General features: G+C 72.4%; 9 protein-coding genes. 8 read left to right on the plus strand and 1 reads right to left on the minus strand.

Going from position 1 to position 12,764, the window contains the following annotated elements; all coding sequences use genetic code 11:
• The first annotated feature begins 17 nt into the window (after window positions 1–17).
• From Pta02_RS18070 to Pta02_RS18085, 4 genes are all read left to right on the plus strand, one after another.
• Entirely contained in the window at window positions 18–944 is a 927-nt protein-coding gene (locus Pta02_RS18070) for a glycerophosphodiester phosphodiesterase family protein (RefSeq protein ID WP_203876024.1), read from the plus strand.
• 283 nt (window positions 945–1,227) lie between these two features.
• Window positions 1,228–4,071, plus strand: coding sequence for a class IV lanthionine synthetase LanL (gene lanL, locus Pta02_RS18075; protein WP_203876025.1), 2,844 nt, complete (start codon window positions 1,228–1,230; stop codon window positions 4,069–4,071).
• Complete coding sequence (locus tag Pta02_RS18080; protein ID WP_203876026.1) at window positions 4,055–4,165, plus strand: ALQxL family class IV lanthipeptide; 111 nt, start codon at window positions 4,055–4,057, stop codon at window positions 4,163–4,165. The genes lanL and Pta02_RS18080 overlap by 17 nt, the downstream gene beginning before the upstream one ends.
• A gap of 107 nt (window positions 4,166–4,272) precedes the next feature.
• Window positions 4,273–6,099, plus strand: coding sequence for an ABC transporter ATP-binding protein (locus Pta02_RS18085; protein ID WP_203876027.1), 1,827 nt, complete (start codon window positions 4,273–4,275; stop codon window positions 6,097–6,099).
• A gap of 73 nt (window positions 6,100–6,172) precedes the next feature.
• Here the strand turns inward: Pta02_RS18085 and corA are convergent, their stop codons facing one another.
• On the minus strand, window positions 6,173–7,291 hold the full coding sequence (corA, locus tag Pta02_RS18090; protein ID WP_203876028.1) for a magnesium/cobalt transporter CorA: 1,119 nt from the start codon (window positions 7,289–7,291) through the stop codon (window positions 6,173–6,175).
• 403 nt (window positions 7,292–7,694) lie between these two features.
• Here corA and purD point away from each other — a divergent pair, with 403 nt between their 5' ends.
• The 4 genes from purD (at window position 7,695) to Pta02_RS18110 (ending at window position 12,761) form a co-directional block, all read left to right on the plus strand.
• Window positions 7,695–8,933 (plus strand): phosphoribosylamine--glycine ligase, encoded by a 1,239-nt coding sequence (purD, locus tag Pta02_RS18095; RefSeq protein WP_203876029.1) that lies wholly within the window; start codon window positions 7,695–7,697, stop codon window positions 8,931–8,933.
• 79 nt (window positions 8,934–9,012) lie between these two features.
• Window positions 9,013–9,849: a phosphoribosylaminoimidazolesuccinocarboxamide synthase gene (locus Pta02_RS18100; protein ID WP_203876030.1), complete on the plus strand. Its 837-nt coding sequence runs from the start codon at window positions 9,013–9,015 to the stop codon at window positions 9,847–9,849.
• Window positions 9,850–9,979: 130 nt separating this feature from the next.
• Window positions 9,980–11,242 carry a UDP-N-acetylglucosamine 1-carboxyvinyltransferase gene (murA, locus tag Pta02_RS18105; RefSeq protein WP_203876031.1) on the plus strand — a complete coding sequence of 421 codons (1,263 nt, stop codon included), beginning with the start codon at window positions 9,980–9,982 and terminating at the stop codon, window positions 11,240–11,242.
• A gap of 229 nt (window positions 11,243–11,471) precedes the next feature.
• A complete protein-coding gene (locus Pta02_RS18110) occupies window positions 11,472–12,761 on the plus strand; it encodes a GTP cyclohydrolase IIa (protein ID WP_203876032.1) in 1,290 nt (429 codons plus the stop codon).
• Window positions 12,762–12,764: the final 3 nt, after the last annotated feature.

Genomic DNA, 12,764 nt, shown 5'->3' on the forward strand with positions numbered 1-12,764 from the left:
GTCGGTAAAGTCCCTGTGTGCATGTCGAGATTCACGGTCACCGGGGAGCCCGCGGGCTCCGGCCGGAGAACACGCTGCCCGGTCTGGCCCACGCTCTCGAAGTGGGCGTCGACGCGCTGGAGTTCGACGTCGCCATGACGGCCGACCGGCGCCTGGTGCTCACCCACGACCTCACCGTGTCCGCGGTGACCAGCGCCGACGTCCGCCCGGCCTTCCGCGGCGACCCGCTGTTCCCCTACGTGGGCCGCCCGGTCGGCTCGCTCACCCTGGCGCAGCTGCGCACCCTCGACTGCGGCGTACGGCTGCCGCAGCACCCCGACGACCGCTTCGCCGCCACCCAGGTCCCGGTCCCCGACACCCGGATGCCCACGCTGGGCGCCGTGCTCGGCCTGGTGGACGCCTACGGCGCCGACGGCGTGCGGCTGCACGTGGAGCTGAAGTCCGACCCGACGCGGCCCGACCTGTCCGCCGACCCGCGTGAGCTCACCGAGATGGTGGTCGCCGAGCTCGACCGGCACCACCGGCTCGGCGGCGCGGCGATCCTCAGCTTCGACTGGCGCATCCTGCGGATCGCGCGGGAGCTGGTCCCCGGCACGCAGCGCTACGCGCTGATCGAGCTGGACACCCTCGACAGCGTCTGGCTGGACGGTCTGGACCTGGCGGACTTCGGCGGCGACGTCCCGGCCGCCGCGGCGGCGGCCGGGGGCACCACGGTCTCGCCCGAGCACGTGATGGTGGACGAGTCCTTCATGCGGCAGGCCGCGGCCGCCGGGCTCCCGGTGGTGCCCTGGACGGTCAACGGGACCGGCAGGGCCGCGGAGCTGGCCGACCTGGGCGTGGCCGGGATCGTCACCGACTATCCCGACCGGATGCGCACCCTGTGGACCGAGCGCGGCCTCGTGCCGCCCGCCCCGGTCACCGCCCGGCGCACCGCCGGGGTCTGATCTCCGCCGAGCAATCACCCTGTATTTCCGGCGAAGAGTTTTTCGTCCGTTTCATCACCCTCATTTAAGTTGTGGCGTAAGTGGCATGTTATATGCCGAAATAAATGCCGATTTCAGGTAGACCCATCGCATTCATCTGCGGTTCAAGCGGCGTATAAGCGTCCTGCAAGGACGCCCGATGAGTGTCTGCCCTGGTTCGACGACGCCGGGCACCCCGCGGCGGGAGTCGTCCGCTCTTGTGCCCCATGCGGCAGAACCGCGACAACCGAGAGGGAGTTCCCGCGTGAAATCGTGCCCGCACGACCGTGCCGTTCTCCGTGACATCGTGACGGCCGAACTCGGCCGGGCGGACGCGCGGGACTGGTCGGTCATCGAGGCCCACCCCTGGTGCACGGTCACGCCGCGGGCCTACCCGATGCCCGCGCAGGGCTGGAAGCTGCACGTCTCGGCGACCATGCTCTCGGCGCCGGTGGTGCTCTCCCGCGTCTGCCGGGTTCTGGCGGCCGCCGGATCCGCCTTCAAGTTCCCGGCCCGGCTGGACGACTACTGGGCGCTCCTCGAACCGCACTGCAGCCGCGCCCAGGCCGGCAAATTCGTCACTGTCTACCCGCGTGACGACGCCGAGGCGGTCCGCCTGGCCGCCCTCCTGGACGAGGCGACCCTGGGCCTGCCCGGACCCGTGATCCTCTCCGACCGCCCCTACCGGGCGGGCGGGATCGTGCATTACCGCTACGGCGCCTTCGGCGGATACAAGGTGCTCGGCAACGACGGGTGCTACGAGATCCGGCTGCGCTCGCCCGAGGGCCGGTTCGTCCTCGACGAGCGGCGCCCGCGCTTCTCCCCTCCGGCCTTCGCGACCTGCCCCTTCGAGACTCCGGCGAAAGCGGCCGGGCGGCCGTCCCCGGCCGCGGTCACGCTCAACGGGCGGTTCGTCGTCCGCGAGGCCGTACGGCACGCCAACCGCGGCGGGGTGTACCTGGCCGAGGACACCGCGACCGGCCGGCAGGTGGTGATCAAGGAGGGCCGCCCGCACGCGTGCGCCGACCTCGGCGGCCGGGACGCGCGCGACAGGATCGCCTTGGAACGCTCCAATCTGGAGCGGCTCGCGGAGACCGCGGCCGTCCCGGCCGTGGTGGACTTCTTCGAGCAGGGCGGGCACGTCTTCCTCGCAGAGGAGTTCCTCCCGGGTCTGACGCTGCAACGCTGGTCCGACGGGAACGCCGGGCCCCTGGGCGAGAACGGGTTCGGCAACGCCGCCGCGGCGGTCCTGCCGATCGCCCGGCGGCTGGTCGGGCTGCTGAAGGCCGTCCACGGCCGGGGGCACACTTTCGGCGACCTGTCCCCCGGCAACGTGATGCTGCTGCCCGGCGGCGAGCTCCGGCTCGTCGACCTGGAGCACGCGAGCGTGCCGGGTGCCACCGTCATGGTGGGCGGCACCAAGGGTTACCTGGCACCGGAGCTGGCCGGGTACGTGGGCGCTTTCCGGCCCGCGCCGGATCCGAGCGCCGATCTCTACGGTCTCGGCGCGCTGCTGTACTTCCTGTCGGTCGCCGCCCACCCGGACCCTCCGGCCGCGCAGGTCGCACCGGCCTCGCAGGCGCCGCAGGATCCGTCCTGGACCGCGGCGGTGGCGGCGGACAACCCGACGCTCGCCCTGCTGCTGCCCCTCGTCGAGGGCCTGACCGCGATCGGGCCGGAGCGACGCTGGTCCCTTGGGCGGTGCGAGCGCTTCCTCTCCGGACTCGTTCCCGATCCCGCCCTGCCCGACGCCGCGACTGTCCCCGGCCCGACGCTTCCCGACACGACGGCCGTCCCCGGCCCGGCCCTGTCCGACGGTGCGGCTCCGCGCCGGACCGATGACCTGATCGACCGGCTCATCGGCGACGGGATCGGGCACCTGGTGTCCGCGGTGGACGGGCGTGACCGCGGTCTCTCGCCGTGGTCCGACGCCGCCGACGGGATCGAGACGGACCCCTGCTCGGTCAACGGCGGCGCCCCGGGACTCCTGGCAGTCCTGACGCAGGCCACCGCCGTGGCGCAGACGGCCGGAGCGGTCGCCGCTCTGTCCGGCTGGCTGCGGCGGCGCCTGGAGGCGGAGGACGCCTGGCCTCCCGGCCTGTACTTCGGGCGCTCGGGCGCGGTGTGGGCGCTGCACGACGCGGCCGAGGCGATCGGCGACCCCGGGCTGGCGCGCTTCGCGGTGCGGGCGGCGCACCGGCTGCCCGCGGAGCACCCCGGCCCCGACCTCACCCACGGGCTGGCCGGGTGCGGCATGGCGGTCCTGCGCGTCGCGCTGGGCTCACACGATCCGGCCCTGCGCGAGCACGCCACGGCCGTGTTCCGCAACCTGCACGACGCGCGGTCCCACCTGGACGGGCACCCGCGGTGGCCGACGCCCGAGGACTTCGACTCCGGCCTGGCCGGGGCCGACCACGTCGGCTTCGCGCACGGGATCGCCGGGATCGGCACCGCGCTGCTGCAGGCGAGCCGGGTCCTGAACCGCCGGGACTGGGCGGTGACCGTGGACGGGATCGCCCGCGCCCTGTACGCGTACGCGGAAGTGGACGGCGACACCGCCTGGTGGCCGACGCTGCGGGGCGCTCCGGAGACCGCGCGTCCCCGCCGGCCGCACTGGTGCAGCGGATCCTCCGGGGTCGGCTCCTTCCTGGTGCGCTACTGGAAGGCCACCGGCGACCCGCTCGCCCTGGATCTGGCCCGCCGGGCGGCGACCGCCGTCCACCGCACCCGCCGGCAGTCGGGGACGGTGCCCTGCCACGGCCTGGCCGGCGACGGCGAGTTCCTGCTCGACATGGCCGCCTTCACCGGAGACGACCGCCACCACCGCCAGGCCCTGGACCTGGCCGGCTGCCTGGTCTCCCGGGCGGCGCACCACTCCGGCCGGCTCCTGGTGCCCGGCCTCGACGACCGCTTCTCCCCGACCTTCCTCGGAGGTACGGCAGGCACCGTCGCCTTCCTCCTCCGGCTGCGTCACCGGCTTCCCCGCCTGTGGATGCCGGACGACGCCCCAGGCTCGCCGCTCCCGTCCCGGGACGGTGAAGACACGGGACCGCACCGGGCGGCCCCGGCGATCCGCAAGGAGGTGAACGACCATGTCCTTCGACGTTGAGGACCTGCAGGCGCTCCAGGAGACCGAGCCCTCGGGCACCGAGGCCCTGCGCCTGACCAACTGCTTCAAGCACCTGTTCTGCACCGACAACTGATGTGAGGGCCCCGCCCGGCAGGGGCGGGGCCCTCTCTCCGCGCAGGCACCCTCCTCCCCGCACAGACGCACAGACGCACAGACGCACAGACAAGGACGGGCCCGGTCGTGCACGATCGTCCTCTCTCCGAGCAGGAGGCGTCCCCCGCTCCCGGGATCCGGAGCAGGGTCGCGCGGCTCTTCGTCCCGTACAGAGCGGCCGTGTGCGTCATCGCCGTGCTCATCATGATCTACTCCGCGCTGAACGCCGCCGTCCCGCTGCTGACGCAGGTGGTCTTCGACCGGGCGCTCTTCGGACCGGGCGGCCCGGACCTGCCGCTGCTCGCCCTGGCCGCCGGACTGGCCGCGGCCCTGGCCTGCGCGGTGGGCGCCGTCGACCTCGGGCAGACGTGGGTGTCGTCCCGGGTCGCGCAGCGGGTGGTGCACACCCTGCGGGTGGAGATGTTCGGCCGCCTCCAGCGCATGCCGCTGACCTTCTTCGCCGCCGAACGGGGCGGCGAGGTCCAGTCGCGGCTGGCCGGTGACACCGCGCAGATCGAGTACGCGATCAAGGACACCCTGCCCGGCCTGCTCTCCGGCGTCTTCGGCTTCGTGGCCGCGGCGGGCGCGATGGTGGTGCTGTCGCCGGAGCTCGCGGGCGTCGCCCTGGTGCTGTCACCGGTCGTCCTGCTGGTGGCCTCCCGGTCGGGGCGGGCCCTGGAGCGGCTGTCGGCCGCCGCCCAGCGCGTCCGGGCCGAGCTGTCCTCCATCGCCGCCGAGCGCCTGGCGCTGGGCGGTGTCGTCCTGGCCAGGGTGCACGGCAGGCGCGAGGACGAGATCGCCGGGTTCGCCGCCGAGAGCGAACGCCTGACGCGGCTGGGAGTGCGCTCGGGGGTGGTGGCCCAGGTGGTGATGAGCGCCGGGCACGTCTTCTTCGTGCTGACGCCGTACCTGGTGTTCCTGGTCGCGGGACTGACGGACGGCGTGACCCCCGGCACGCTCGCCGCCTTCGCCGTGCTGCAGGCCAGGATCCATCAGCCGCTGTGGCAGGTCCTGAACGTCTCCACCGAGATCCGTTCCGCTCTGGGCGCCTTCGCGCGGGTCTTCGACTACCTCGACCTGCGGCCCGCACCCGAGCCGCCGCCGAGCCTCGGCCCGGCCGCGCTCGCCGCCCCGGGGTCCGGCGCGCTCACCGTCCGCGGGGCCGGTTTCCGCCATCCGGGCACGGATCGGCGGGAACGCCCGGCACTGCGGGAGGTGAGCTTCGACGTCCCGGCCGCCTCCGCCACGCTGATCGTCGGCCCGAGCGGGTCCGGCAAGACGACGCTCGGCCATCTCCTCGCCGGGCTGCACCCGCCGGCCGGGGGCTCGATCGAACTCGACGGTACGGAGGTCCGCGGGCCGCTTCCCGGGCGCGTCTGCATCGTCGCCCAGGAGCCCTTCCTCTTCCAGGCCTCGGTCGCCGACAACCTCAGATACGCCGCCCCGGAGGCCCCGGACGACGAGCTCGCGCGCGTGTGCGGGATCGCCCGGATCCACGATCGGATCATGGAGCTTCCCGGCGGCTACGGCGCACCGGTGGGCGAGCGCGGCGCGCTGCTGTCCGGCGGCGAGCGGCAGCGCGTCGCCCTCGCCCGCGCGCTCCTGGCCGGCACCCCCGTGCTCGTGCTCGACGAGGCCACCTCGGCGCTCGACCCGCTGACCGAACGGGAGGTCGTCGAGGCGGTGCTGGCCGAGCGGAAGGGCCGGACGACCGTGATGATCACTCACAGGTTCGGCGTGACCGAGTCGTTCGACACCGTCGTCGCCCTGGAGCGGGGGCGGGTGGTGGAGCAGGGCGCCCGCGCGGACCTGCTCCGCGACCGCGACGGGTTGTACGCGCGGATGGTGCGCGCCCAGACCGGGGGGAGCGGAGAGACCGGGAGCGGCGACACCGGGGACGGCGCCTCCGGCTGACCCCCCGGACGAAGTCCGACCGACCTCCGGACGCGCTCGGGCCGGCCCGCGGACGGCCACGCCCCGGCTCCCCCTACAGCCAGCCGTTGCGGCGGAAGCCCCGGTAGAGCAGCGAGCAGACGAGCACCATGACGGCGAGCACGACCGGATAGCCGTAGACGGAGTCCAGCTCCGGCATGTGCTCGAAGTTCATGCCGTAGATCCCGGCGATCATCGTGGGGACGGCCATTATGGCCACCCAGGAGGAGATCTTCCGCATGTCCTCGTTGGCGAGGGCGTTGGAGCGGGCGAGCGCCGCCTGCAGCACGGAGTTGCACAGTTCGTTGGACGACTCGACCTGCTCGCAGACGCGGGCGAGGTGGTCGACGACGTCGCGGAAGTACTCGCGCATGTCGGAGGGGATCATCCGGCGCTGGCTCAGCGAGGACAGCGGCGACTGCAGCGGGGTCACGGCCCGCTTCATCTCGATCATCTCGCGCTTGAGGTTGTAGATGCGGCTGATGTCGCGGGCGCTGACGTCGGCGAAGACCATGGCCTCCACCTCCTCCAGCTCGGCCTGCATCTCGTCGGCCACGTGCAGGTAGCGGTCGACGACGTGGTCGGCGATGGCGTGCAGCACGCCGGTCGGGCCGCGGTTGAGGAGCTTGGGCTTGTCCTCCAGGCGCTCGCGCACCTCCGACAGCGGGCAGTAGCGCCCGTGCCGCACGGTCACGACGAAGTCGGGGCCGACGAACGCCATGATCTCGCCCGTGCCGATGATCTCGCTGGTCGCGGTCAGCTCCTGGTGCTCCAGGTAGGCGATGGTCTTCAGGACCACGAAGAGCGAGTCGTCGTAACGCTCGACCTTGGGGCGCTGGTGAGCCTTGACGGCGTCCTCGACGGCGAGCGGATGCAGGTCGAAGACCTCCGCCAGCCACTCGACCTCGGGGGCGTCGGGCTCGTGCAGGCCGACCCAGACGAAACCGTCGGCCTTCTCCTTGGCGGCGTTGTGGGCGCGGACGAGCTCCAGGGCGTCGGGGATGCCCAGGGCGTCGATCTTCTTGCCGCCGACGTAGGCGGCGTACTCGACGAGGGAGTCGCTCGGCGGCACGCAGGTGCCGTTCAGCCGGTCACGGACCGGGACCCCGGGGCCGTGCGGGACGCGGACAGCACGTGCGTGCTTGATACGGGGAAACAGGAGCGAGGAGCGCATGTCATGCCTTCCCGCCCGATCCGGCATTTCCCGCGCACGACGTGATGTCACCTCAGTTCGAACATGAATGCGCGCGGGGCCGCTCGGGCACCGATATGGAGAAGTGGTTGAGAGTGCGCACAGGCAGCGTGCGCGAGCACGTACTGCTGGGATCGCCAGAGGACATCCCAAACCACCTCCAATCAGCAGTAGGCACGCAAAGCCGTCCGAATCTACCACATAGCTCGGTCACAGAAATCCGGGGGACTCTCTTCAGAGTACTCCGGGCTCCGGAGGAGATCTCACACAATCGGGCATCCCGCCGGCCGGGTGTCCCGGGCACGGATGAACATCGGGTGGTTCGCGGGGTTTTGTCCACAGGCTGTGGACGGCCCGGCCCGGCCGGGGCCGATAGGCTCTCCGCGTGCGCGTTCTTGTGATTGGATCCGGCGGGCGTGAGCATGCCCTGTGCCGGTCTCTGGCGGCGGACCCCCAGGTCACCGAAGTCCACTGTGCTCCCGGAAACGCCGGGATCGCGCGGGTGGCGACCCTGCACCCGGTGACCGCGACCGACCCGGCGGCGGTCGCCGATCTGGCCCGGGAACTGGGGGCGGACCTCGTCGTGGTCGGCCCCGAGGCGCCGCTGGTGGCCGGGGTCGCCGACGCGGTCAGGCAGGCCGGCGTGCCCTGCTTCGGGCCGTCGGCGCAGGCCGCGCAGGTCGAGGGCTCCAAGGCGTTCGCCAAGGACGTCATGGTCGCCGCGGGCGTGCCGACCGCGCGCTCGCGCACCTGCACCACCCCCGCGGAGGCCGCCGCCGCGCTGGAGGAGTTCGGCGCGCCGTACGTCGTCAAAGACGACGGCCTGGCGGCCGGCAAGGGCGTGGTGGTCACCGACGACCGCGACGAGGCGCTGCGGCACGCCGCGGCCTGCGAGCGGGTCGTCATCGAGGAGTTCCTCGACGGCCCCGAGGTGTCGCTGTTCGCGCTCTGCGACGGGACCACGGCCGTGCCGCTCCAGCCCGCCCAGGACCACAAGCGCGCCTACGACGGCGACCAGGGTCCCAACACCGGGGGCATGGGCGCCTACACGCCGCTGCCCTGGGCCCCCGACGGCCTGACCGAGCAGGTCATGGCCGAGACCGTCATCCCGACGGTGACCGAGCTGGCCCGGCGCGGCACGCCGTACACCGGGGTGCTCTACGTGGGCCTGGCCCTCACCTCCAAGGGCCCGAAGGTCATCGAGTTCAACGCCCGCTTCGGCGACCCCGAGACCCAGGTCGTGCTGGACCGCCTGCGGACCCCGCTCGCCGGGCTCCTGCTGGCCTGCGCCACCGGGACGCTCGGCGCGTTCGGGCCGATCTCCTACCGCGACGGCGCGGCGGTGACCGTGGTGGTCGCCGCCGAGCACTACCCGGCCGACCCGGTCAAGGGCGACGTGATCGAGGGCCTGGCGGAGGCCGACGAGGTCGAGGGCGCCTACGTGCTGCACGCGGGCACCGCCGCCGACGGCGACCGGGTGGTCTCCAGCGGCGGCCGGGTCCTCAGCGTGGTCGGCACCGGCCCCGACGTGGCCGCGGCCCGCGCCGCCGCCTACGCGGCCGTCGGCCGCATCCGGCTGCGCGGCTCCCACCACCGCACCGACATCGCCTTCCAGGCCCTGTAGGACACGACCGGGCCCGCCGCGCCACTCCGGCGGGCCCCCGTCCGCCGGGGGGCTGCGGCGCTCCTGTCACACTTGGCCCGTGAAGCACGTGCACTCCGGCAAGGTCCGGGACCTCTACCAGACCGACGACGGCCTGCTGCTGATGGTCGCCTCGGACCGCATCTCGGCCTTCGACCACATCCTGACCCCCGGCATCCCGGACAAGGGCACGATCCTCACCAAGCTGTCGCTGTGGTGGTTCGAGCAGCTGGCCGACATCGTGCCCCACCACGTGGTGAGTGCGGGCCCCGACGGGCGCAGCGTGCTGTGCAGGCCGCTGCGCATGGTCCCGGTGGAGTGCGTGGCGCGGGGCTATCTGACCGGCTCGGGGCTGACCGACTACCGCCGCGACGGCGAGGTCTCCGGGGTACGGCTGGAGCCCGGCCTGGTGGACGGGTCCCGGCTCGCCGAGCCGATCTTCACCCCCTCCACCAAGGCTCCCGTCGGCGAGCACGACGAGCCGATCAGCTTCGAGCGGGTCGTGCAGGAGGTCGGCGCCGAGGCGGCCGAGGAGCTGCGCCGCATCACGCTGGCGGTCTACCGGCGCGGCGCGGAGATCGCTCTGGAGCGGGGCATCATCCTGGCCGACACGAAGATCGAGCTGGGCTGGGACGCCGACGGCGTGCTGACCCTGGGCGACGAGGTGCTGACCCCCGACTCCTCCCGCTTCTGGCCGCTGGACCAGTGGGAGCCCGGCCGCCAGCAGCCCTCCTTCGACAAGCAGTACGTCCGCGACTGGCTCACCTCCCCCGCCTCCGGGTGGGACCGCGCCTCCGGCGAGGCCCCGCCGCCGCTCCCCGACGAGATCGTCGAGCGCACCAGGGACCGATACGTAGAGGCATATGAGAAACTGACTGGTCAGTCCTTCGCGGGGTAGTTGGTCCCCGAAGTACCAAGTTCGGGGATGCGTAACGGCTACTGTTGGCCCCATTCGGGTTTGGGCCGACGCTCACGTCGCCGTCGCCGTCGTACGAGTCACATTTCTCCATCCTCAAGGAGCCTGACGTATGGTCCGTTACCGCGTGCGCGGTGGCAACGCACTTCGCGGAACCGCCTTCATCCAAGGTGCGAAGAACGCCGTCCTGCCCATGATCGGCGCGGCGCTGCTGGCGGCCAGGGGCCGCACGGTACTGCGCAACGTCCCCATCATCGAGGACGTCCGTCGCGCGGTGGAGCTGGCCGAGGCCATCGGCGCCAGGGTCGAGCTCCACGAGAAGGAGCGCACTCTGGTGATCGACGCCTCCGGGCTGGACAGCCCGGTGCTGCCCGCGGAGATCGCCCGCCGCTTCCGCGGCTCGGTGCTGTTCGTCCCGGCCCTGCTGCACCGCCTGGGCGAGGCGATCATCGAGGGCGTCGGCGGCTGCAACCTCGGCAGCCGCAACCTCGACTTCCACTACCTGGGCTACAAGCGCCTGGGCGCCGTGGTCAACGAGGGCGACGCCGTCATCCACGTCAAGGCCGCCGGATTCACCGGGGCGACCCTGTATCTGGACACGCCCTCGCACACCGGCACCGAGAACCTCATCATGGCGGCCGCCCTGGCGCGCGGCACCACCGTGATCGAGAACGCGGCGCTGGAGCCCGAGGTCCTCGACGTCATCGACATGCTGACCCGGATGGGCGCGAAGATCAGCGGCGGGGGCACCGGGTTCATCACCGTGGAGGGCGTGGACGAGCTGCACGCCGTCGAGCACACCGTGATGCCCGACCGGCTCGACGCCGGCGTGTTCGCCATGGCGGCGGCCATGACCGGGGGCGAGGTCAACCTGGTCGGGGCCGACCTCGACCACCTCGGCGTGGTGCGCTACAAGCTGGAGCAGATGGGCGTGGAGTTCGCCGACCACGGCGCGGTCCTGCACGTGCGCCGGGACCGCCCGCTCCGCCCGATCAACGTGATCACCGACACCTACCCCGGCTTCGCCACCGACCTCCAGTCGCCGATCATGGCGGTGGCCTGCCTGGCCGACGGCGCCAGCTACATTCACGAACGCATTTTCGACGGCCGTTTCGCGCTGGCCACCGAACTCAACAAGATGGGCGCCGACATCGAGGTCAAGGAGAACAGCGCGGTCGTGCGCGGCGCGACTCCGCTGCGTGGCACCCAGGTGACCGCGCATGACCTCCGTTCCGGAATCGCGCTCGTTCTCGCAGGTCTCGCCGCCGAAGGCGAAACGGTGATCGAGTCCGGTTATCTCATCGACCGCGGTCACTCATATCTCGCCGAGCGCATGCAGGCGCTGGGCGCGGATGTGACGCAGGAGATTTCATAGCCATAATCAACCGGTTTCGCCCAGACGATATCGGTCGTGACCTGTGTAAACAGTGAGAGTTAGGATTTACCGCCCAAGGTTGGCCGCGGATTGACATCAAATCGGGCGTGACATTATGGTCCCCGCGAGCGATCGTTCCAAAAGAGAGCCGAAATCAACGGACGGCAGGATGGGAACGAAATTGGTCGAGCGGGCCGAAGAAGCTCCACGAGTGTCACGCCCGGGCGCCATGACACCGGATCTCACTATCGGTGTGGTGGGCCCCCATGACCTCGTCGAGCGAGTGATGCTGATGGGTCATGCGGCGGCGCCCCTTCCCTGTCGCCTCGTGGCCGCCGCCTACCGCGACGAACAGGAGGCCGCGGACAAGGTGACCCGCCTGGGGGCGGGGGTGGACGCGTGTCTGTTCGCCAGCCCCGTCCCCTACGACCTGGCCCGGCGGTCGGGGGTGCTGACGATGCCGGCGACGTACGTCCAGCTCGGCGGGGCCGCGCTGATCGCCGCGCTGGCGAAGGCGGTGATGGACGAGCGGATCGACCCCCGCCGGGTCAGTGTGGACGTGCTGAGCCGGGCGGACGTCGAGGAGGCCTACGCCGATCTGGGCCTGCCGGTCGAGAACGTGCACAGCCGCGACGAGCCGGGTGCCACGGGCACGATCGCGGCCTTCCACGAGCGCCTGGTGCGCCAGGGCAGCACCACCGGGGCCCTGACCTGCCTGCCGGCGGTCGCCGACCGCCTGCGGGCGGCCGACATCCCGGCGGTCAGGATCCGCCCGACCTCCGCGGCCGTCCGCACGGCGCTGCACACCGCGGCGCTGCTCGGCGCCCACCACCGCCTGGAGGAGTCGCAGCTGACCGTGGTCCTGGTGGAGGTGCCCACGCTCCGCGAGCCGGTCCGCCGGGCCGCGCCCCGCCACTGGCGCGACGAGCTGCGGCTGTCGCTGCACCGGCTGCTGGTCCAGGAGGCCAACCGGATCAACGCGACGGTGACCGCGATCGACGACCACAGCTACATGGTCACCGCCACCCGCGGCTCGGTGGCCTCGGCCACCGAGGGTTTCCGGGTGCTGCCCTTCGCCGCCCGGGTGCGCGACGAGCTGGGCCTGGCCGTGGAGGTGGGCGTCGGCATGGGCCGGACGACCCACGACGCCGAGGCGCACGCCAGGGCCGCCCTGGCCCGCACCCAGGCGGGCAAGCAGGCGCAGGGCTTCGCGGTCGACCGCGAGGGCCGGGCGCTGATCCCCGCGCCCCGGATGCCTCCGCACGGCACGGGGGCGATCAAGCCCAAGGGTGTCGAGGTGCTGGCCCGCCTGGCCGCCAAGCTGGAGAGCGGCGACACGGTGGTGGACGCGGAGAGCGCGGGCAAGATGCTCGGCGTGACCTCCCGCACGGCACGGCGGTTGCTGCGCACGCTGGTGGACGAGGGACTCGCGTGGCCGCTCCCGCCGAACCGCACCCCCCAGCCGGGCCGTCCGCGGCAGCTCTACCGCCTGATCGTGGAGAAGCTCGGCAGCCGGTAGGGC

Source organism: Paraplanobispora takensis (assembly GCF_016863195.1).
GTDB lineage: Bacteria > Actinomycetota > Actinomycetes > Streptosporangiales > Streptosporangiaceae > Planobispora > Planobispora takensis.

Bases quoted from the DNA above. Each gene is read 5' to 3' on its own strand.
- Pta02_RS18080 (WP_203876026.1), top strand. From the start codon at position 4,055: ATGTCCTTCGACGTTGAGGACCTGCAGGCGCTCCAGGAGACCGAGCCC.
- corA (WP_203876028.1), bottom strand. From the start codon at position 7,291: ATGCGCTCCTCGCTCCTGTTTCCCCGTATCAAGCACGCACGTGCTGTC.
- murA (WP_203876031.1), top strand. From the start codon at position 9,980: ATGGTCCGTTACCGCGTGCGCGGTGGCAACGCACTTCGCGGAACCGCC.
- Pta02_RS18110 (WP_203876032.1), top strand. From the start codon at position 11,472: ATGACACCGGATCTCACTATCGGTGTGGTGGGCCCCCATGACCTCGTC.